The organism is Streptomyces sp. NPDC002403 (assembly GCF_053593015.1).
Genome location: NZ_JBSFBQ010000022.1, coordinates 50,954 through 72,331, shown reverse-complemented (window position 1 = coordinate 72,331; position 21,378 = coordinate 50,954). Strand labels below are relative to the sequence as shown.

Below are 21,378 nucleotides of genomic sequence, written 5' to 3'. Positions count from 1 at the left end.
CTCAGCGGCCGTCGCGCTCGGCGAGCTTGTTCGCCACGAAGGCGTCGATGGCCTCCAGCGAAGAGAAGATGTTCCTGAGGAATTCCTCGTCCTTCAGCTGGAGCGAGAAGTCCCTTTCAAGAGCGGTCAGGAGCTGGATGTATCCGAAGGAATCCATCACCCCCGTCTTGAACAGATCCGTCTCGGCGGTCAGTTCCCCGTCGAACTCCACGAGGAACTGGTCCTCGATGAGCTTCTGTATGTGCTGCTTCCTGCCCATGTCTTACACCCCACTCTTGATGGGAGCGTCCTGATTACTGGTCTTCTCGATGCTTTTCACCATGCGGAGAAGGGAGTTACCACCTATCTCCTCGTACTCGAGATCGTTGCCGAGGGAAAGGAGGTACCGGATGCTGTCGGCCCATCGCACCGGCTCCACGAGCTGCCTGCTCAGCATCTCCGGTATCGCCCCCCGCTCATAGGGGCGACCCGTCACATTGGAGATCACGGTCGTTCTGGGCTCCGCGAACGTGAACCCTTCGAGGAAACTCTCGAATTCGGAGCGAACAGGCTCCATGTGGCGGGAATGGAAAGCGGCGCCGACCCGCAGCGAGGCGAAGCGAATACCCCGTGCCCTCAAGGAGGCGTGGGCGGCACGCAGCGCGCTGTCGCTGCCGGCGATGACGACCTGGGCATCGGTGTTGTAGGCCGCCACGTCCACCCCCTCGACGCCGTCCTCCCGCAACACGTCGAGCAGGCGCGGAGCAGGGGTGTTCATGACCGCGCTCATCCCGCCGACCGATGTCGCCGCCATGAGTTCGCCGCGCTTCTTGACGAGCCGCAGTCCCGTCTCGAAGTCGAAGACCCCGGCTGCCAGCAGCGCGTTGTACTCCCCCAGACTGTGTCCGAGGCAGTAGTCGGCAGGCGGGCCCTCGCGGCGCTCACGCTCGAACGCATGCAACGCGTTGACGGTGAACAGGGCCGGCTGTGTGCACTCCGTCCGCGAGAGCACGTCGTCCTGATTGTCACGGCAGCGCGAGACGAGGTCATACCCCAAGAGGTCGCAGGCGAATCGCGTCATGCCTGGATAGCGGCCGAAAACATCTGCGCCCATACCCCGGAACTGCGCTCCTTGCCCAGGGAAGAAAATCGCGAACACGTGATGCCTCCAGGGTCTGCGCCGGCGGCTGGCCCCCACCACGCGGCGATGTCGGTCCCGCACATGCTGTGCCACCCCCCTTGCGGTCCACTGGCCGGAATGCTGATGACCCGACGCGATCCCTTGTCCGGACACTTGCCTGCCGACTGCCGTTCGCTTGCCGGTTGCATCGGCATGGCGGAGAAGCACATTGCCAATTACGTGATCGTTTATTGGCCATTCATCAGCCGAATCATCGGACTGAACACCCGCTGTTCTAGGATCAATTCACCGGAGAAGTCTCAAGCGTGAGAACGAATGGGGCCGAAGATGTCTGTACGTCAGGCTCAGAGCACACTGCTGCCTCCACCGTCGGCCACTCGCTCCGGACCGGTGCTGCAGGTCCTGGGGCCGATGTCGGCACAGTACGGGGGGCACGACATCCCGCTCGGCCCGCCACGTCGCAGGGCGCTGCTTGCCCTCCTGCTGATCAGGCTGGGCCGGGTCGTCCCCACCACCGTGCTCGTCGAGGAACTGTGGCGGGAAGACCCGCCCCGGCGGGCCGTCGCCACCCTGCAGAGCCATATCTCCCATCTGCGCCGGGCGCTGGCCCCCGTGGCCGGCCCCGACCGGTCGGCGGTGCTCCGCTACCGGGCCCCCGGGTACGTCCTCGAGCTGCCTCCGGAGCAGGTGGACGTCCACCAGTTCGAGCAACTCTTCTCCACAGGGCGCCGTTTCCTGGCGCGGCATGACCCCGTGGCCGCCCGCGACCGGCTCACCCGCGCGCTCGAACTGTGGCGCGGCTCCCCGTACGCGGAGTTTGTCACTCACCAGCCGCTCTCCGACGAGAGCACCCGGCTGGAGCAGGTCCGGCTCACCGCCCTGGAGGCCTCCGCGGAGGCCGGTCTCGTCCTGGGCAGGACCGCGGAGGTGGTCACGGAACTGGAACGCGAGGTGCGTCAGCACCCCACTCGGGAGCGCCTGGTGGGCCATCTGATGACCGCGCTGTTCCGATCGGGCCGGCAGGCGGAGGCCTTGGAGGTGTACGAATGGACCCGCAGCTACCTGGTCGAGGAGTACGGCGTGGACACGACGGCCGAACTCCAGCAGCTGCACACCGCTCTGCTCCGGCAGGAACTCGGTGGGCAGCGCGCGCATACCGTGCTGAGTACCGAGTTGCCGGCCAGGGACACCGAATTCCCCCGGCCCATCCGTAGCGTACCGTCCGGCGGAGCGGAGCGGGTGGCAGGGGATTCTCCCGCGACCGGGAAGACCGCCATGCGCAGTATGGGGAAGCCCAAGGAGCCGGACCGTACGGCATCGGTCACGTCCTTGGCCTCCGGGCTCACCCTCTTCGAACCCGTGCTGCCCCCGCCGTTGATAGGCCGGGAGCGGGAGTTGCGGCGCCTGGTCGCCGCGACCGCCGGTGCGGCGAAGGGCCGTGGCCACCTCGCCTGTGTGTTCGGCTCGTCCGGGCTGGGCAAGTCCCACCTGATGATGGAGCTCGTTCAGCGCCTCCGGAGCATGGACGAGGGCATGGAGACGATCCGCAGCAGTTGCTTCTCCGGTGAGGGAGTCCCGCGGTACTGGCTGTGGACCCAGGTGCTGCGCCGGCTGTCGGCGGCGCGACCCGACGCCTTCGAGGCCGCTGCCGCGCCGTTCGGCTCGCTGCTCGCCTCTCTGCTGCCCGGACCGCAGGCCGGATCCGGCGCCGGGAACGGCCGCGCCCCCGACAGCTCACAGAGCCCCTTCCGCATTCACGACGCGCTCTGCGAAGTGCTGTTCGCGCTGGCCGCGCAGAAACCTCTGGTACTGGTGCTGGAGGACGTGCACTGGGCGGATGCCGTCTCTCTGGACCTGCTCCGACTGCTGACCACCCGCCGCCAGGGGCATCCCCTCAGCATCGTGCTGACCGGCTGGGACCTGGAGGCCTGGCCCGATGCCTCGCGGTTCCCGGTGATGACCGAGGTACTCAAGGGCCCGGACGCGGAGATCCTGCGGCTCAGCGGCCTGGCCCGCCCGGATGTGGCCACGCTCGTCGACGCGCAGGCGGGGCCGGGCGTCGACGAGCGGATCATCGACGCTCTGCACCGCCAGAGCACGGGCAGTCCGTACTTCGTCCTACAGATGCTCTCCCTGCTCTGCGATGTCAGGGATCTGCGCGACCCCGGCGCCACGGAAGACATCCTCGGCCTGATCGTGACGTGCGCGCGCAAGGTACTGCGTCAGGAGTTCGCCATGCTGCCGGAGCCGGTTCTGCGGCTTCTCCGGCTGTGCGCGGTCGTCGCACCCGATATCGACCTGGACACGGTCTGCCGTGCCGTCGGCAGCAGTTCGGCCATAGCCATCGTGGAATCGGCCATCCGGTACGGCCTGCTCGCTCCTGACCCGCAGCACACCGGACGGCTCCGCCTCGCCCCTCCCCAGGCTCAGGAGGTACTCGCCGGCGAGCTGACGGAAGAAGAGTGCCAACGGCTGCACGCCCGGTACGCCGATGCTCTGTCCTCGCGCATCCAGCTCGGCGACGAACCGGAGGAGACCGATCGCGTCGCGCGCCACGCCTGGCTCGCCAAGGACGTCATGCCCGCGGAGCGGGTGCTGGCCTGGCTTCTGCGCGCGGCGGAGAACGCGGAACTGCGGCTGGCCTCCGAGGAGCGCGAAATGTGGCTGCGCCGTGCGGTGGGCATGGCCGGCTCACTGCCCGACGGCACGACCGTCCGCGACCTGAAGCAGTGGCTCCACCTGGAGCTGGGCCATGTGCTGGGCCAGGTTCGCGGATTCGGTGACGCGGAGGCGGAGGCCGAGCTCACCCGGGGACACGCCCCGCACACGGCGCCTCATGCGCCGGACGACCCGGCGGTCCTGTCGGTGCTGGCCGTGTCGCTTCTCGTCCGCGGATGCTACGACGAGTCTCGGCAGTTGTCCGTCCTGCTGAGGAACATCGCGGAGCGCACCGAAGGTCCGACGGCCCGGCTCGGCGCGGCGTACGGCGAGGGAATCGCGCTGTTCGTCAACGGGCACCTGCCCGATGCACTCAAAGAGCTGGAGCACGGCGCGGAACTGGCGGAGCGCCTCGCCCGCGAGGGCCGATTACCGGGCGGAATGTACCGGTCCGACCCACGCGTCTACTTCCGCTGCTACTGCGTCCTCACCCGCTGGCTGCTGAACGACCGCGCGGCGGCCGCGGAACAGCGCCGGCGCCTGTTGCGGCTGACACGTTACGAGGGCAGGCCGTGGGACCGGGTCCAGGCCCTCTATGTCAACGCGATCGTGGCCGCCTGGGAGGGGGACGTGGAGACAGCGCGAGCCTCCGGCGCCGAGGGCGTCGGGCTGGCCGCCGAGCACGGGCTGCACTACTGGGAGGCGATGCTCCATCTGCCGCTGGGCTGGGCCCTCACCTGCACCGGCCGCCGCGAGGGGATCTCAGCCATGAAGAACTCGCTGGCCGAACTGCGGCGGTCCAGAACGAACATACGTCTCCCGCTGCACCTGGGGCTGCTGGCCCAGGCCCAGCACCACGCCGGACAGCGCGAGGACGCCGTGGACACCCTGCGCACCATGGTGGCGGTGGTCGAACACCGGCGCGAGTACGTGTACCTCAACTCCGCCCTGCCCGCCACGCACCTGCTGCACGAGCTTCTGGGCCCGGAGTCGGCGGAATCGGTGCTGCCGGAGTGAGTCGTGCTCCGCACCACAGCCCGGTCCGGTACGAAGAAGAACCCGGCGGTGGCCTGCAGCACGCTCGACGACGAACGACGGGCGGTGGCTTCAGGCGTTGAACAGGCCGGGGTTCGCACGGACGTAGTCGGCCACTCCCGAGGGGGGCCGCCCGATGACCTGCTCGACCCCGTCCGCCTTCCGGTCGTACCGGTTCTCCGCGTGAAGACGGGCCATGGTGGAGATGTGTTGGAGGACGTGGTCGGGCAGTCCCAACGGCCTGAGATCGTCGTCGATCCATTCCTGCAAGGGGACGTCGGTGTAACCGACCTGCCGGCCCAGGGCCTCGGAGACCTCTGCTGCCATGGCCGCGACGTCCTCCGAGCGCGGGCCGGTCAGCTCATGAGTCCGGCCGATGTGCGGGGCGGGATCGGCCAGGATCTCCTCCACGACCGCGGCGACGTCCCCGGCCGCCACGGGGGAGGTTTTCGCCCGGCCGAAGGGCAGCCTGATGCTCCCGTACTTCGCGATCGAGGAAAAGCCCACACGGAACAGCGGGTTTTCCATGAACACGGTGGGCCTGACCTCGACGACGGGCAGGCCCGACCAGTCGAGCAGCTGCTCCACCAGCCACTGCTGCCGGTGCTGCACGGACTCGGAGGTACTGGTGAGGTTCATCTCGGAGACAGTCAGCTGCGACATGTTCACGAACGCGTCCAGGGAACCGTACGCACGCGCGACGGCCGCCACCGTCACAGCAGCCTCCAGATACTGCGCCGACACGCCCATGCCGAAGTACATGCGTCCACAACCGGCCACGGCGTCGACGACGTCACCCGCGCGCGTCAGGTCTCCGACGACGATCTCGGCGCCCGTCGCGCGCAGCGCCCGGGCCCGCTCGTCGTCGCGGCGCACCATGGCCCGGACGGGCAGACCCCGGCGACGAAGGCCTTCGACCACGGAGCGCCCGACGGCGCCGACACTGCCCGCCGCGCCTGTCACCAGAATGGGAAGCACACTGGATTCCTGGGTGCGGTCCATGGGAGCAGCTTGTGCTGCCTGGGTCCAGGGCGCCACTGGAGCCCGCCGAACCGTAGGCGCTGCGAGAACAGTCGGCCCATGTGGCGGAACCGGCGTGCTGAACCGGCCGGCCAAGCGCTCAGCAGTCGGCTGAGAGGAGTGATCCGCCACCGCGGAGGGCCGCCGCACGCCCCTACCTCCATGCCGCCCACGCCTTCACCGCGAACCGGTCGCCGACTCGGCGCACGTGCGCCGCACCCGGCCCGGGGAAGTGCGCGGGGAACACGAGAGCGCCCCGGTCCGCGGCCTCCCCCAGCACACGGCGCCGGCTTTCCCGTGCGCGAGGCTCGTCCTCGTCGAAGCCGGGGCAATCGTCCGGCTCCGCGATCTGCAGCGGGCTGTGCAGCAGGTCCCCGGCGAAAACCGCCCGCTCCGTGCCCGCCCGCAGCCATACGACCGAGGAGCCGGGCGTATGGCCGGGAGCCGCCTCGATGCGGAGCTGGGCGTCGATGTCGTGGTGGTCCCCCTCCCACAACAGGGTCTGCCCGGCCCGGTGCACGGGGGCGACGCTGTCCTTGAAGACGTTGGCCATGTTCCGGCCGGAGCGGGTCCGGTGTCCGTTGGCCGGATTCCAGTAGTCGAAGTCGGCGCGCGGGATGACGTACTGGGCACGGGGGAATGTCGGTCGCCACTCCCCGTCGTCCGTCAGACAGGTGTTCCAGCCGACGTGGTCGCCGTGGACATGAGTACAGATCACCGTGTCGACGTCCTGCGGGCGGGCGCCTGCCGCGGCCAGCTCATCGAGGTAGTGGGTCTTCAGCTGGTGGAAGGACGGCATGGCGGGACGGTCCCGGCCGTTGCCGATACCGGTGTCGATCAGGACGGTCCGGCCCTCGCTGCGGACCAGCCATGTCTGGATCATCATATGGACCTCGTCGGCGACCGGGTCCACAAATGTGGGGGCGAGCCAGTTCTCGTTTGCCTGCCAGTGCTCGACGGGCACGTCGGGGAAGACGTAGGCGCGGGCGCGGCCCTTGGCAGGCAGCTCCACCACGCGGGTGATCTCCGCATTTCCGATCACGATGGTGTCCATGCCCCCAGCCTGCGTGCCGAACGACGCAGCCGCCATCGGTCGCACGACCACACCTCGGACGAAACGGACCCCGGCGTCCGCACTTCATCCGGCACATAATGGAACGAACAACCCCGTGGTGCTGCAGCGCGGGCATCACCCCAGCACGGCACTCCGGCCGTCAGGCACGGTGAACGTCAGCACCGGGATCAGGGAACTGGTGGTGTCAGTGGCTCCGCAATCAACAGTCCACAGCGTGACCTACGATCTGCTGCGCGCCCTTCGACTGACCACCGTCTTCGGCAACCCCGGTTCGACGGAGCAGCCGTTCCTCCAGGACTTTCCCGACGACTTCACCTATGTGCTCGCGCTCCAAGAGGCTTCGGTCGTCGCCATGGCCGATGCCTTCGCCCAGGTCACGCGGCGCCCGGCGCTGGTCAACGTCCATTCCTCGGCGGGGCTGGGAAACGCCCTGGGCAATCTGGTGACCGCGTACCACGGCAACACTCCCCTGATCGTGACGTCCGGGCAGCAGCACCGCGAGATGGTCATCGGCGATCCCTACCTGGGCAACCGGGAAGCGACCACCATGCCCAAGCCATGGGTGAAGTGGTCCTACGAGCCCGCGCGCGCCGAAGACGTTCCGGAAGCCTTCATGCGGGCCTACGCGATGGCCCTCCAGCCGCCGGCGGGGCCGGTCCACCTGTCGATTCCGCTCGATGACTGGAAACAGTCACTGCCCGGCCCCGCCCGTCTGCGTACCGTGAGCGATCGGGTGGCCCCCGACGAACAGCGTCTGCGGCTCTTCGCCGACCGCATCTCGGCCAGCAGCCGGCCCGCCCTGGTCTTCGGACCGGAGGTGGACCGCAGCGGCGGATGGGACTCGGCGGTCTCCTTGGCGGAGAAGCTGCGCGCAGCCGTGTACGGGGCCCCCTTGCTGGACCGCGCTTCCTTCCCCGAGAGCCATCCACTCTTCCGCGGCCCGCTCGGAATCTCCATCAGGGCCATCAGCGACCGGCTGGCCGGGCACGACCTGGTCGTCGTGATCGGCGGCGAGGTGTTCCGTTACTACCCCTACGTTCCCGGCGACTACCTCCCGGCCGGGACGAGTCTGCTGCAGATCACCGGCAACCCCCGAGTCGCCGCGGCCGCACGGGTGGGCGACAGTCTGCTGGGGGACACCAGGATCGCCATCGACCAGCTCCTCGAACTGGTCGCCGAAGGGTCCGCACGCAGCGCCCCCACGCCGATGGATAGGCCCCGCAAGCTCCCGCCGACACCGAGCCGTCCGCTCACCCCTCCGGAGGTCTACGCCTCACTCAGCAAGGTCAGGCCTCTCGACGCAGTCATCGTCAACGAGTCGACCTCCACCATGGCCCAGCAGATCGAGTGGCTTCCGACCGTCAAACCCGGATCCTTCTTCGCCACGGCCAGCGGAGGCATCGGCTGGGGCACCCCGGCGGCGGCAGGGGTCGCCTTGGCCGACCGGGTCATGGGCGTCGCCCGACCCGTCATCGGCCTCATCGGCGACGGGTCGTTCCAGTACTCCGTCCAGGCCATCTGGACGGCTGCGCAGCACAAGCTGCCGATCGTCTACGTCGTCATGCGCAACAACGAGTACTCCATCCTCAAATCCTTCGCGGAGCTGGAGGAAACCCCGGGCGTGCCGGGGCTCGACCTGCCCGGCATCGACATCGCCTCCCTGGCCCGCGGTTTCGGCTGCCGCGCCGTCGACGTCGACACCACCGAGGACCTGGAACGCGAGTTCACTCAGGCCCTCACCGCCGACACCACAACCGTCATCGTGGTCTCCACACAGCCTCTGAAAGCCGCACTCCAGTGACTCGCACGCTCCTCCCCACGTGATGCCGGAAGGCGTACAGGTGAGGACCGGGGCCCGGCAGGGCCTTGACCGCAGCGGGCAGGCGGGCACCCCGGGCCGGATCGGGCACACGATCGGATTCGATTACGTCGGCTGCTCCGGGGGCAGACCCGGGATGGCCGCTCGGCCGGTTCCGGTCGAAGCACCCGCGCTCAGCCGGGATCTCCGCCGCGATGCGGGCGAGTTGGTCGCGCCGGAGAACAAGTTCGCCATTCCGCCACGATCTTGCCCAAAGCCCTTCTAAGATCGCTGACAAGGCGGTTCTCCGCATCTCTATGTACTCCCTCACGAGCAGGGCATCAGGCCCTTCTGAACGCTGAGAGCAGGAGATGACATCTACGAATGAAGAAGTGAAGGGAGCCGCGCCCGAGCCGCGTCGGCGACGGCCGGGCATGCTCGGTCGCCGCACCGTCGGCTGCCTGGCCGCGCTCGCCCTGGGAATCGGTGGTAGCTCGTTAGCCGTGGCGCCTGCGGCGCACTCACAAGCGGAGGACGGGTCAGTGACGGTCCGGGTGATCCGGGCCGTCGACAACAGCGGAGTGTGGACACCCGCGCTGGAACCGGGCCTCGCGGGCGTCAAGGTGACCCTCACCGACGACGCCGGAGTGGGTATCGAAGGGGTCACGGCGGCCGACGGCACCGTGACGCTGACACCGGCGGCGGGCGGGTCCACCAGCGGCAAGTACCGGGTGCAGGTGGTGAATCCGAAGCCGGGTGTGCTGTTCCCGGCCTTCGCCTCGCGCCAGGGACTGGACGGTGCGCCCAACCAGTTGAGCAGCAATGAGGAGTTCGTCGACCTCTCCGGCCAGAAGAACGTGGCGTACACCACCGGGTTGTGGAGTCCGGGCGACTACTGCCAGAAGAACGCGCCGCTCATGACGACCTGTCAGCCCACCACACGCGAGGGCGGGACTCAGCGCACGCTGGTCTCCTTCCCGTACGACGCACGCGGCCAGGACGGCGTCGACGTCAATGTCACGGACATCGCCACCAACGCCGAGACCGGCACACTGTTCGGCATCGCGTGGAACAAGGCCGACAAGCGGGTGTTCTCCTCGGCGCTGGCCAAGCGCACCACGGACTACGGTCCGGGCGGCGCCGGGGGAATCTACGTGACCGACCCCGCGCAGAAGAAAACCGCTCTGTTCACCGTCGTCCCGGACGCGGGGACGACGGCCCACGGCCAGGGTACCGACGACGCCTTCCTCGCCACGCCCGGCAAGGAGAGCCTGGGCGGCATCAAGATCACCGATGACGGCAGGGATCTGTTCGTCGTCAACCTCAACAACCGCAAGCTCTACCGCTATGACGCCACGGTGGCGACCGCGGCGGCGCCGAAGGCCGTCTACGCGATCCCGGACCCGGGCTGTCCGGCGGCGGTGGACTGGCGCCCCTTCGGCCTGGGCATGCAGGACGGCACCGGCTATCTCGGCGGGGTCTGCTCGGGCGAGTCCACCGGGAAGGTCTCGGACCTGCGCGCGGTGGTTCTGCCGTTCGACCTGGGCACCGGCTCCTTCCAGAAGGCCGTGCTGAACCAGCCGCTGGACTACCCGCGCGGCTCGACGGTCGGCTCCGGCCCGTGCGACGGCGCGGGCTGGTTCCCGTGGACGAGCACCTACCCGGACTCGCAGGACGGCCGGCCGTGTGGCAACTCCACCATCGCCAAACCGGAACCGGAGTTGGGCGAGATCGCCTTCGAGACAGACGGCTCGATGCTGCTGGCCTTCCGCGACCGCTTCGGCGACCGCGCGCCGGCCGGTCCCACGCCGAACTCCGCCGCCGTCGTCATGTCGGGCGGTGACCTGAACAAGGCCTGCCCGGCGGACGGCACGTATGTGATGGACACCAACAACGGCTGCGGGCTGTCCCCTCGGGGCACCCGGTTCTTCGACACCAGCTGGGGTGGTCACCGCAACACGGCGTTCGCCGGCATGGCGCTCGCCAAGACCGAGAACACCATCGCGACCTCCGCTTTCGACCCCAACCACACCGCCCTCGGGTACGGCACGTCGTTCCTCCAGCGCGATGGCACGCAGGACCCGAAGTTCGGCCTGCGCCTCAACCCGCCGGGCGCCGTCGCTCCGTTCGGCAAGGGAGCCTCGATGGGCGACCTGGAGGTGCTCTGCGACCGGGCCCCGCTCCAGATCGGCAACCGGGTCTGGTACGACCCCGAGCGCAAGGGCATCCAGAACCCGGGCCAGCGCCCGGTCGTGGGCGCGAGCGTCAACCTGTACGACGAGTCGGGCAAGCTCGTGGGGACGACCGTGACGACGGCACGTGGTGAGTACTACTTCGACGACTCGAACGTCACCGGTGGCCTCCAGCCGAGGACCAAATACACCATCCGCCTCGACAAACCGGCCGACTATGCCAAGGACGGTCCGCTCTACCAGTGGGTGCCCACGGAGGCGGATGTCGGCGACAACCACTTCATCGATTCCAAGGGCATCGTCCCGCGCGACGCGCGCTTCCCGGAGCGGGCGTTGACCACCGGCGGGCCCGGAGAGAACGACCACACCTACGACTTCGGCTTCCGACAACAGGAGGGCGTGCTGCGCCTGGTCAAGCACGACCAGGACGGCAGAGCGCTGGCCCGGGCGAAATTCCAGTTGTGGAAGGAGACGAACGGCTCCGACGAACTGCAGACCACCGGGGCGGAGCCGGACACGAAGGTCGGCAAGCCGTGCGTGACCGGGACCGACGGCGTCTGCCGCGGCACCGGCGCACCGGGCACGTACTACTGGCAGGAGGTCAGCCCACCCGCGGGTTACGCCGCACCGGACGTGGCCGTGTTCGGTCCGCTCGTGCTGACCGCCGACAACCTCGACGACGGGGTCTCGGTGACAGCGGTCAACCGACGGCTTTCCACCACCGAGCCGACACCGAAACCAACGACGCCGGGACCGGGCAAACCGGGTTCGCCGGGGGCTCCGGGCGCACCGGGTGCACCGGGTTCACCCGGCCACACACCCAACTCGGGCCTGGCGTCCACCGGCACGAGCCAGGCGGTTTTGCTGTCCCTGGCCGGCTGTGCCGCGCTCACCGTCCTCGGTGCGGCACTGGTCGTACTGATGCGCAGGCGAAGGGCACAGCACCGCTAGGGTCTTTCGTTGGATCGGGCCGGATCAGGGAGCGGGACCTGGTGCGTGCGATCGCGAGTTGGAGGAGGGAGTCGGGGCGGAGCCCTGGCGAGTGACGACAACGCGGCGAGTGTGCGTGGCGGGCCCCGCGAGCCCGGCATGATCCGAATGAGAGGCCCCAGCCGCGGAGCGGTGCGACCGGCACCGGTGACCGTCAGGGCCGGCTCGGGCGGGTTCGCGGACCAACGGTTCGCGAACCCGCCCTCCTGTGTGACCGACCGATGAGAGAAGGCGAGCGCATGGCTCGGAAGAGGAAGACCGACGGCCGTACGCCGCGTCGGGCCCTCTGGTTGAGAACACTGATCGCGATCACGGCGTGCGGCGCAGCAGTGGGCGGCCTGGCTGCCTACCGGGCCTACTCCGACGACACCACCACCGAGCGGCCGGTGACGACGGAGGAGGCGTCCAGACTGGCGCTGTCGCGGCTGAATCTGTACCAGGCCAGTCCCGTGGCGGTGACCCTGACCGCCGCCGAGGGCGGCGGAGTGGTGGTGCGGGTCGAGGGGGTGGTGGACTACCGGACCCACCGTGCCGTGGGGAGCTATCGAGTCACCGGTTCCTCCGGCGCCGCCGGGGCCTCCACGGGGCAGCTCGACCACGGGCTGATCGTCTGGGACACCGGAGGTCTCGGCCTGGCCCCCGTGCCCAAGGGCGACAGCAGACCGCCCTGGCAGCAGGCCGAGCGCGTCCCGCGCTCGGGCTGGTCCGCGCGCTCCTACACGACCGATCCCCTGGACTCCGGGCTCCAGTTACTGATCGGGCTCGGCGCCGACCGCCCCGACAATCCGCTGTTGCTCGCGCAGTCCGGAGCTCGCCGGCTGGGTCGCGACCGCATCGACGGGCGCAGCTACGACCGGTTCGCCGGGCCGCGCGCCCAGGGCGCCACGCCCGGTGCGGGTCCCGACGGAGGACGGTCGCCGCTGACGTACTGGGTCGACACCGACGGCGGCCTTCGGCGGGTGACGATGCGGATGCCGGGCCTGGGCACTCCGACCACCGTGGAGTTCTCCGGGCGCGAGGGCCGCGCGAAGCTTCCCGAGGCGCCGTGGGGCACCGGCTGACGGCCCGGTACCGATGCGCCCCCGGTTTCCGCGGTTGCCGACGGCCCTCCGCGTCCCGCTTCGTGGCGGCACGGTGAACGGGGGCCGCGAGTCCGCCGCAGCGCCGTGCTCAGTGTGCGTGCGGCACGGCGTCCACGTCCTTCGGCAGCGGATAGGCGGCCGCGTCGACGGCCCCGGGCAGGCCGGTCGCCGGGCGGCCAGGGGTCATCGGGTCCGGCATGGACGGCTGGGCGGGTGGGGCCGGAACCCGGTTGAACGGGACGCCGGGCGGGGCCTGCACCGACGCGGTCCGGCCGGTGGGCAGTGCGCCCCGGCCGCGGGTGCCGCAACCCGCGCGACCCTCCAGGCCGTTCGGGCTCTGGGTGCCGGGCCGGTTGTCCGCGAAGCAGTTGCCGGGGTCGGCCGAGGCCAGCACGAGGTCGACGCCGTTGCCGGAGGCGTGGTTGCCTTCGACGCGATTGCCGCTCGCCGGATGGCCCGGCGGGTCGGTGACGACCACTCCGGCCGCTCGGTTGCCCCGTACCAGATTGCGCTGGACGCGGTTCGCGGTGCCGCCGCCGATGCCGATACCGATGCCGAACCCCCCGTCCGCCTGCTCGGGCGTGTCGGAGGCGTTGTTGTCGGCGACCACGTTGCCCGCGATCAACGCGCCGTGCTGCGGGGCGAGGGCCTCCAGATCGTTGGAGTTGACCGTGACGCCGACCCGGTTGCGGGCGACGCGATTGCCCAGCACCGACAGGCTGTCCGAGGCATTGGTCAGTTCGATGCCGACCGCGTTGCGCTCCACCGTGTTGCCGCGGACGACGGTGCCGCAGGGCTTGCACTGACCGACGTAGATGCCGGAGTCGGCGTGCCCGGAGGCGTAGGAGTCCTCGATCACGCCGTCGCGCGCGTCAAAGGCGTAGATGCCGTACAGGCCGTTGTTGTACGCCGTGACCCGGGTCGCGCGGAAGCCCCGGACGGGAGGGAAGCGGGTGGTGTCCAGCGGGTCGTAGGCCGAGCCGCCGGCGCCGCGCTGCTGCAGCCGCTCGTCGGTGACTCCGGTGAACAGTACGCCGTTGGCGAGGTAGCCGTGCACGGTGAGGTTCTCGACCACCGAGCCGGCGCCGGTCACGGTGATGCCGTTGGCACGACGCAGACCGCCGTCGAGGACCACCTTGTTGCGGTCCGTTCCGCGCAGCACCAAGCGGGGTTTGGTGACGCGTACGCTCTCCCGGTACACGCCCGGGCCGATCAGTACCGTCTCGCCCTCACGAGCGGTGTCCACCGCCTGCTGCACCGAGGGGAAGTCCTGCGGGACGCGCAACACGCTCCCCGCCGGGTGCCGCGCATCCCCGGACGTCGACCCCGTACCGGAGCATCCGGTGGCCGCCAACGCGACCGCGACGACCAGCACCGACAGACGCAGCGCCGCCCGGCACACCTCCTTCGGGACTGCCGAGCGGTTCAACAGGCGTTCCGTAGACAGGGTTTGCATGGCAGATGTTTTATCGTCTCCAATAGGCCTATGCCCACCGAACAGGGAAATGCGCAGGATCCGTCCCGACCCACGGAGACCGGTTTCGGGCGGCGTCGGGCACTGCTCGCAGCCGGGGCGGTGCTCGCTGCCGGGGTCGGCGTGGCAGCCGACGAACTGGCGCGAGACGACCGGACAGCCGGCCGTTCCACCGCCGGCGCCCCTGCGTCCGAGGCCGCGATCCCCTTCCACGGCGCCCGACAGGCAGGTGTCACGGCTCCCCAGCAACCGGCGACGCACCTGCTCTCCTTCGACCTCCCCCAGAGCTCGGCCGCCGACGGCCGGAAGGCCCTTCGCAGCGTCCTCGGCGTGCTGACCAGCACGCTCGCCACCGCCGCCTCCGACGCCCCGCCGGACCCGCGGCTCCAGGGGGGCGGTGTGACCCGGCTCACCTCTCTGGTCGGGATCGGCCCCGCTCTCGCCGCTCGGCTCGGCCTCGACGTCCCGGCCTCGCTGGAGGAGCTGCCGCCGTTCCCCGGCGACCGCCTCGATCCGCGCCGCAGCGACGGCGATCTTCTGGTCCAACTGTGCGCAGCCGACCGCTGGACGCTCACCGTCGTTGCCGAACTCGTCGGCGGGGCCGCCCACACGGCCGGCGCGGTGCCTCGCTGGACCCAGTCCGGCTTCCTGCCCCACACGACCCCGGGCACCACCCCGCGCAACCTGTTCGGCGCCAAGGACGGCACCGCCAACCCCGATCACGCGGCGGCCGAGCAGTGGGTCTGGGGCCCTCCCGGAGCCCACGAGGACGGCACCGTTCTGGTCTACCGCAGGATCCGCATGGATGTCACCGGCTTCGCGGCCCTCTCCGAGAGCCGGCGCGACCGGGCGATCGGCCGCCGTGCCCGCGACGGCGTCGCCCTCAGTGGCACCGCCGAGCACGACGAGCCGGACATCTACGCCAAGAACCCCGACGGTTCCTACGTCATCCCCGCCACCGCCCACGTGCGTCTCGCCAGCCCCCGCTTCGACGGCGGTGCCCGGATGCTCCGCCGCAGCTACAGCTACGACGACGGCCCGGCCGACCGCGGGCTCCTCTTCTGTGCCTTCATGCGCGACGCCGCCCAGTTCACCCGCGTCCAGAACCGCCTGGCCGGCCGCGACGCCCTCACCCCGTTCCTCCAGCACCGGGCCTCGGCCGTGGCCTACGTCCTGCCCGGCACAGCATCCGCCGGGACGCTCGGCGAACAGCTCTGGACATGAAGTCCGCCTCGCCCCCTCCACCATGAAATGGCCCGGAACAGCTGGTGAGAGGCGATCGGGGCCGGCCTGTTCCTGGCCGCCGGGCTGCTCACGCCCCTGGCCGCGACGGGCGCCATGGGCGTGATGACGGTCGTGGGCACCGTCAGGTGGCCCAAGGGGCTGTGGGTGCGGAATGATGGCTACGAGTACCCGCTGGTAGTCGTAGTCGTCTCGGCGGCGCTGACTCTCACCGGCCCCCGGCCGGTGGTCCCCCGACCACGCGTCGGGCCCACCGACCGACCGGTGTGGGGCGCCGTCGCCGCGATCGTGCCCGGGGCCCGCCAGCGGGCTGCCGACCCGCCTGTGCTGCACCGCCGGCCCCCGGCACCGGAAACGAGGACCCATGCGCAAGCTGCTGAGCGACGCGGCCCACACACTCGCGCCGCCCCGTGGTGACCGCCACGGTCCGCTGCCGCCTCTGCTGCTGACGCTTACCGTGGTCACCGGCCTGGTCGACGCGGTCAGCTATCTGGGGCTCGGGCACGTCTTCGTCGCCAACATGACCGGCAATGTGGTGTTCCTCGGATTCGCTCTCGCGGGCGCACCGGGTCTGTCCGCCCTCGCCTCCGTCGTGGCGCTGGTCGCGTTTTTGACGGGCGCGCTGGCGGGCGGCGGACTGGGCAACCGGTTCGCCGGGCACCGCGGCAGGCTGTTGAAGACGGCCGCGGCGGTGCAGACGCTCCTGTTCGTCGTCGCCGTGGTGGCCGCGTCGGTCACCGGCGGGCGGGTCACCACCGGCGTCCAATACACGCTGGTCGTGTCCCTGGGGGTCGCGATGGGGATGCAGAACGCAGTTGCCCGGCGTCTCGGCGTCCCCGATCTCACCACGACCGTGCTGACCCTGACTCTCACGGGACTCGCCGCGGACTCCTCCGCTGCGGGCGGCGCGGCGCCGCGAGCGGGCCGCCGGATCCTGTCGGTTCTGGCCATGCTCCTGGGCGCTCTCGGCGGAGCCGCGCTGGTCCTGAACGGCCGTCTTGTCCTCGCCCTGGCCCTTTCGGCGTTGCTGCTTGCGGTGATCTCCGTGGTGACGCACCGGCTGTCCGCAACCGACGCGCCCTGGATCAAGTCACCTTCCTGAGCCGCCCTTTTTCCCGCCGGGCTCCGATAGTCCACAACGGATGCCTACGCCGTACGACTTTCGCCGGGCACTCCCACCACGCCGCCTGCCGACCGGGTCCTCGCCCGGTCGCCGTTCCATCGCCCCGCGTTCCCTTCCCGGTAGATGGCCGTGCTCCCACCGCCCCCGCCGTTGGTCGTCAGCGCGCAGCCGACGCCTCCTGGACGGATTCCGCCGCACCGAACTGCGGCTCGTGCGCTTCGGACGCACGCCCTGGCGGGTCGGCCCGACGCGGCGCCCGCTGTCATACCCGCGTGCCACGCTTCTTCATGAACGCCCGGGAGAACGCCCTCGCCTCGGCGACGACCTCGGTCGCACAATCGCCCAAGGAGCACACACCATGTCCGGCACCGACCCCGTCCGTACGTCTCTCGAAGCCATGGCATCGCTACTCGCCCCAGCTCATCCGAATGTCGTCGAGCGGGTGTTGCGCGCCCACGACGATCCCGAGGGCTATGTGCGGACGCATGCGGACCAGCTCGCGGAGCGCGGCATCGACGAGCCCGTCGTGAACCTCGCGTGGATAGCGCTCGTGGATGCGCTCTGCGATCACCGGCTGCTCGCGGAGTTGGACTGGAAGGTGGATCCACAGGAGATCCGGGCCCAGTTGAGGATGCTCGTCTCCTGGCCGTCCGTGGCCCCCTGGGTGCTGTTCGACGCCGACGAGATGTCGCTGCCGACATACGAGTTCCTGGCGGCCTGCGGTCGGCACTGCCGCGATGTCGGTGCTGCGCTCGCCGTCCTCGACATCGAATCGGACTGCTACCCGGTGGTGTGTCTGCGCGCCCCGCGGGCCGAGGAGTTGACGGAGCTCGCCGGCCGTGCGGGGTTCACCGCTCGGATTCTGGGGGACTGAGCGGGGCGCCGCGATCCTCGGTGGTCGAAAGGACGGCACCCCGGGGTGGCACGGACTACTGACTCCCGTTCCGGATGTCGTCCGATGCCAGCAGGGCTTCCTGCGGGACGAGCGCGGTGGAACCCGGCGCGGTACAGGCGTACGCCCCTGCCACGGCTCCGAGGCGACCGCATTCCAGTGGATCCCGGCCGGCAAGTCTTCCGTACAGGAAGCCGCAGACGTACGCGTCCCCCGCGCCGTTGGAGTCCACCACCGGTGCGGGTGGGGTGGTCGCCTGGATGTGGTGCGGAGTGGAGCCGCCGCCCCGGGTGAGTACGTGGGAGCCGCCCGAGCCCGCCGTGGCGACCACGGTGTCGGCGCGGCCCTCGCGGAGGATCTCCCTCATGAGGGCGAAGGTGCCTTCGCCCGCGCCCGCTGCACTGAGGAAGACCAGGTCGGAGCGGAGTGCGAATTCCCGGTGGTGGTCTGCCAGTCCGTCCCAGTCATGCAGGTCCGTGGAGACGGGGACACCGAGTTTCTCGATGTCGTCATACAGGAATCGGGCGAAATTCATGATGGACAGGTGGACGTGTCGGGTGCGGCGCAGCCTCGGCAGATAGAAGTCCTGTGGCATCCTCAGCTCGGCCGGGTCGCGGGCGTCGTAGAACGACATCCGGCGTCCGGTCGCATCCACCAGGTTCACGGCGCGGCGGGTGCCCGCCGGGGAGATCAGCGGGACGAACTCCACGTCCCCCGCCGCCAGTCGCTCGCGCACCTGAGCACCGATCCAGTCGTCGCCGATGCAGTCGAGGAGTGCGACTTTCAGTCCGAGCGCCCGGGAGCCGAGGGCCACGTTCCCTCCGGTGTGGCCCGGCCATTCCTCGATCGGCCCGACATGGACCGAGTCGGCGAGCGGGACTGGCAGGGCGTCGACCCGCACGATGGTGTCCACCCCGCTGCCTCCGACCACCAGGACGTCGTACTCCGTGTGCTGCCGGGTCATAGGTGAGCCTCTCTTCTCCCGCAGCGGCCCAGTATGCCGTGGACAGGAGCAGCCCCCCCCCACGGGCGCATGCCACCACGGCTTTCCTGGGCGGCACGCACGCGGGACGTGGGCGTGCCGCCCACCGCTCCCGGCGATGGGCCGAGGCCGCGGAGGCAGGAGGAGAGGCAGCACAGCAGCACACGGCGGATGCCCAGGGGCCTGTCGAGCGCACCGGTGCCCCGGGTCCGTCAGCAGATCGCAGAGCGGCCCGTCAACTCCCTTTACGCGGAACGAGTTCCGGGCCGTTGCAGGACCGTCGCCCCGCTCCAGCCAGTCGTCCATCCCATTGGTGTGGTCTCAGTCGGCTACCGGCCGCAGGCGGACGGGCAGTGCGACGTGTCCGTTGCTGATCAAGGTGGGGACAGGCTGGAGTTCCTCAGCGGGTACCGCGAGTTGGGCGTCGGGAAAGCGCGCGAACAGCTGACGCAGGACTGCGACGACTTCGAGGCGGGCGAGGGGCGCACCGAGACAGAAGTGGACGCCGTGTCCGAAAGCCAGGTGATCCTTGGTGGTTCGGGTGGCGTCGAAGAGGTCGGCGTTCCCACCGTGCCAGTCCGGGTGGCGGTTGGCGGCGGCGTAGGAGGCGAGGATCGCGTCCCCGGTCCGGATGATCTGCCCGCCGGGCAGAGGGATGTCCTTGAGCGCGTAGCGCAGAGGCAGGTGCTTGATGGCCGGCTCGTGGCGCAACGTCTCCTCGACGACGTCACTCCAGCCGCACCGGCCGGCACGGACGTGGCTCAGCTGCTCCGGGTCGGTCAGCAGGGCTGTGATCGCCTGGTCGATGACGTTGACGGTCGTCTCGTAGCCGGCGCTGATCATCAGCACGAGGGTGCCGCGTAGTTCGGCGTCGGTAAGGGAACCGCCGTCGCCGTCCTCGTCCCGCGTGGCGATCAGGAGGGAGGTCATGTCGTCTCCGGGCTCGCACCGCTTCGCGGCGATCAGATCGTCGAGAAGCCGGTAGAGCGCCGCCGTGTTGGCAGCGGCTTCGTCGGCGGAGAGGGTAGTGGCGAAGACCCGGTCCACCACTGCACGGAGACCGTTCCGCCGGGCGGAGGAGAGGCCCATCATTCGACCGATGACCGCGATCGGCAGCGGATAGGCCAAGTGCTCGCGCAGGTCGACCACTTCGCCGGCCGGGAGGACGTCCAGGTCGTCGAGGATGCCAGTGACGAGGTCCTCGACGACGGGCGTCAGGTCGGCGATGCGGCGGGCCGACAGGGCAGGGGCGATCAGTCGACGCAGGCGGCGGTGATCGCTGCCGTAGGCGGTGAACATGTTGTCGACCGCCACCCAGAGCGCGAGTGGCCAGGTGGTGACCGTGTCGGCGAAGGCCGGCCAGTGCGCCCGAGCATCCTTGGAGACGTCCGCGCGCATCAGGAGCTGCTTCAGGACGCCGGGATCGGATACGGACCACGCGGTCACCCCGAGGATGTCCACGAGTGCGGCCGCTCCGCGGGCACGTAATGCGTGGTGCTCGGCATGGTGATTGGAGCCGGTGGGGTCGAGGACGAATGGCTGCTGCTCGGTCACGGTGAGGGCTCCTTCAGCGGGGTGGGGAGGGCGCGGGACAGGGCGGCGAGGGACCTGTGGCGCCGGCCGGGACGCCGGTGGTCGGTACGGCGGTCGAGGCCAGGACCGGCAACGTGTCCGGGCTGAGCGTCCTCGACCGCTTCCCTCCCCATGCGTACCGCCTCACGCCGTCGGCGTGCCGCGGGCACCGGCCCGCCCCATCCGCATTTCTCACATACCACGGAATACAGCCATCGTCTTGCCGTGTCAGGCAGTTCGGTGGACATCACACCGACGAGTCGAAGCCAGAGACGCAATCAACCGGATGACCGATGGGTTGCAAACGCTGTCGCGTTTCCGACCTTGAGCAGCTTCCAAAGGCCTCTGCGTGAACTCCTGCCGGCCCACGCAATCGGTCTCGCCGGGGAGGCCGAGACAGCCGTGCTCGGCCTGGGGCCCGGTCGTCGCCTGTATGGCCTCCTTCGCTCCACAACGCGTGAAAGCGGCGTTCGTTCAGCGGTCCCGGAGGCGGTCGGCGAGCCGCGAGCCCGCCGGTGCCGACGAGAACGGGCGGCACTCCGGCCCCGCACCGCCTCCTGCTCAGCGGAGATCCCTTCGGGACGGCCGAGGTTCGAGCCGCTGCGTCACGACGGGTGCGGCGGTCAGGGGGCGGGGACGGGGCCGCCGGGCCGGAACCGCTCCACCCCGACGATGTGCCGCACCTTGACCGGGCGCACGATCACCGCGACCCGCTGTTCCCCTGGCATGGTCCATTCGAAACGCTCGACGCCCAAGTACTTGCGGGCCAGCCGGTCCATTCGGTCGTGCGCCTCCTCACCCTCGATGAAGCGGGCCACCACACCACTGATCTGCACTCGGTCGAAGGGGTCGGTGACGTCCGCGTGCGAGAGATAGACGCGAGGGTCGCGGCGCAGGTTCTCCTCCTTCACCCGACCCACCGAGGTGTTGAACGTCAGCTCCCCCTCCCCCTCCAGATCCACCCACATCGGGCTGACCTGCGGTGCCCCGTCGGCGAACACGGTGCCGACGTACCAGATGTTGGGGGCTTGCAGTCGGGCGCGGACGGCTTCATCGAAAGGCGCAGTCATCCCGGGAGGCTACCAACCAGGATGGACCAGGGGGCTCGGGACAACCGTGGAAT

The 21,378-nt window shown here is 69.9% G+C and carries 16 protein-coding genes; 8 read left to right on the top strand and 8 right to left on the bottom strand.

Going from position 1 to position 21,378, the window contains the following annotated elements:
• Nucleotide 1: 1 nt before the first annotated feature.
• Both ACWCPY_RS23595 and ACWCPY_RS23590 read right to left on the bottom strand, forming a co-directional pair.
• Complete coding sequence (locus ACWCPY_RS23595; RefSeq protein ID WP_451267963.1) at nucleotides 2-259, bottom strand: acyl carrier protein; 258 nt, start codon at nucleotides 257-259, stop codon at nucleotides 2-4.
• Nucleotides 260-262: 3 nt separating this feature from the next.
• A complete protein-coding gene (locus tag ACWCPY_RS23590; RefSeq protein WP_451267961.1) occupies nucleotides 263-1,138 on the bottom strand; it encodes an ACP S-malonyltransferase in 876 nt (291 codons plus the stop codon).
• Between the two features lie 99 nt (nucleotides 1,139-1,237).
• Between ACWCPY_RS23590 and ACWCPY_RS23585 the strand changes: the two genes are divergently transcribed.
• Both ACWCPY_RS23585 and ACWCPY_RS23580 read left to right on the top strand, forming a co-directional pair.
• On the top strand, nucleotides 1,238-1,429 hold the full coding sequence (locus tag ACWCPY_RS23585) for a hypothetical protein (protein WP_451267959.1): 192 nt from the start codon (nucleotides 1,238-1,240) through the stop codon (nucleotides 1,427-1,429).
• An 18-nt stretch (nucleotides 1,430-1,447) separates the two neighbouring features.
• Nucleotides 1,448-4,795: a BTAD domain-containing putative transcriptional regulator gene (locus ACWCPY_RS23580; protein WP_451267957.1), complete on the top strand. Its 3,348-nt coding sequence runs from the start codon at nucleotides 1,448-1,450 to the stop codon at nucleotides 4,793-4,795.
• Between the two features lie 90 nt (nucleotides 4,796-4,885).
• On the opposite strand, the gene ACWCPY_RS23575 is transcribed toward ACWCPY_RS23580, so the two are convergent.
• Both ACWCPY_RS23575 and ACWCPY_RS23570 read right to left on the bottom strand, forming a co-directional pair.
• Nucleotides 4,886-5,815: an NmrA family NAD(P)-binding protein gene (locus ACWCPY_RS23575; protein WP_451267955.1), complete on the bottom strand. Its 930-nt coding sequence runs from the start codon at nucleotides 5,813-5,815 to the stop codon at nucleotides 4,886-4,888.
• Nucleotides 5,816-5,987: 172 nt separating this feature from the next.
• Nucleotides 5,988-6,887: an MBL fold metallo-hydrolase gene (locus ACWCPY_RS23570; RefSeq protein WP_451267953.1), complete on the bottom strand. Its 900-nt coding sequence runs from the start codon at nucleotides 6,885-6,887 to the stop codon at nucleotides 5,988-5,990.
• Nucleotides 6,888-7,122: 235 nt separating this feature from the next.
• Here ACWCPY_RS23570 and mdlC point away from each other — a divergent pair, with 235 nt between their 5' ends.
• The 3 genes from mdlC (at nucleotide 7,123) to ACWCPY_RS23555 (ending at nucleotide 12,949) form a co-directional block, all read left to right on the top strand.
• Nucleotides 7,123-8,709, top strand: coding sequence for a benzoylformate decarboxylase (gene mdlC, locus ACWCPY_RS23565; RefSeq protein WP_451267951.1), 1,587 nt, complete (start codon nucleotides 7,123-7,125; stop codon nucleotides 8,707-8,709).
• 539 nt (nucleotides 8,710-9,248) lie between these two features.
• Nucleotides 9,249-11,849, top strand: coding sequence for an SdrD B-like domain-containing protein (locus ACWCPY_RS23560; protein WP_451267949.1), 2,601 nt, complete (start codon nucleotides 9,249-9,251; stop codon nucleotides 11,847-11,849).
• Between the two features lie 278 nt (nucleotides 11,850-12,127).
• The gene (locus ACWCPY_RS23555; protein WP_451267947.1) at nucleotides 12,128-12,949 is read left to right on the top strand and encodes a hypothetical protein; all 822 of its coding nucleotides are present in this window, start codon (nucleotides 12,128-12,130) and stop codon (nucleotides 12,947-12,949) included.
• A 109-nt stretch (nucleotides 12,950-13,058) separates the two neighbouring features.
• Here the strand turns inward: ACWCPY_RS23555 and ACWCPY_RS23550 are convergent, their stop codons facing one another.
• Nucleotides 13,059-14,426: a right-handed parallel beta-helix repeat-containing protein gene (locus tag ACWCPY_RS23550; RefSeq protein WP_451267945.1), complete on the bottom strand. Its 1,368-nt coding sequence runs from the start codon at nucleotides 14,424-14,426 to the stop codon at nucleotides 13,059-13,061.
• A gap of 30 nt (nucleotides 14,427-14,456) precedes the next feature.
• Here ACWCPY_RS23550 and ACWCPY_RS23545 point away from each other — a divergent pair, with 30 nt between their 5' ends.
• The 3 genes from ACWCPY_RS23545 (at nucleotide 14,457) to ACWCPY_RS23535 (ending at nucleotide 17,683) form a co-directional block, all read left to right on the top strand.
• A complete protein-coding gene (locus tag ACWCPY_RS23545; RefSeq protein WP_451267943.1) occupies nucleotides 14,457-15,668 on the top strand; it encodes a Dyp-type peroxidase in 1,212 nt (403 codons plus the stop codon).
• Nucleotides 15,669-16,050: 382 nt separating this feature from the next.
• A complete protein-coding gene (locus tag ACWCPY_RS23540) occupies nucleotides 16,051-16,788 on the top strand; it encodes a DUF1275 family protein (protein WP_451267941.1) in 738 nt (245 codons plus the stop codon).
• 379 nt (nucleotides 16,789-17,167) lie between these two features.
• Nucleotides 17,168-17,683 carry a DUF6630 family protein gene (locus ACWCPY_RS23535; protein WP_451267939.1) on the top strand — a complete coding sequence of 172 codons (516 nt, stop codon included), beginning with the start codon at nucleotides 17,168-17,170 and terminating at the stop codon, nucleotides 17,681-17,683.
• Between the two features lie 55 nt (nucleotides 17,684-17,738).
• On the opposite strand, the gene ACWCPY_RS23530 is transcribed toward ACWCPY_RS23535, so the two are convergent.
• The 3 genes from ACWCPY_RS23530 to ACWCPY_RS23520 all read right to left on the bottom strand — a co-directional run bounded on the left by ACWCPY_RS23530 (nucleotide 17,739) and on the right by ACWCPY_RS23520 (nucleotide 21,325).
• Nucleotides 17,739-18,665 carry a carbohydrate kinase family protein gene (locus tag ACWCPY_RS23530; protein WP_451267937.1) on the bottom strand — a complete coding sequence of 309 codons (927 nt, stop codon included), beginning with the start codon at nucleotides 18,663-18,665 and terminating at the stop codon, nucleotides 17,739-17,741.
• 339 nt (nucleotides 18,666-19,004) lie between these two features.
• Nucleotides 19,005-20,237 (bottom strand): cytochrome P450 family protein, encoded by a 1,233-nt coding sequence (locus ACWCPY_RS23525; RefSeq protein WP_451267935.1) that lies wholly within the window; start codon nucleotides 20,235-20,237, stop codon nucleotides 19,005-19,007.
• Nucleotides 20,238-20,878: 641 nt separating this feature from the next.
• Nucleotides 20,879-21,325: a TIGR03618 family F420-dependent PPOX class oxidoreductase gene (locus ACWCPY_RS23520; protein WP_451267933.1), complete on the bottom strand. Its 447-nt coding sequence runs from the start codon at nucleotides 21,323-21,325 to the stop codon at nucleotides 20,879-20,881.
• Nucleotides 21,326-21,378: the final 53 nt, after the last annotated feature.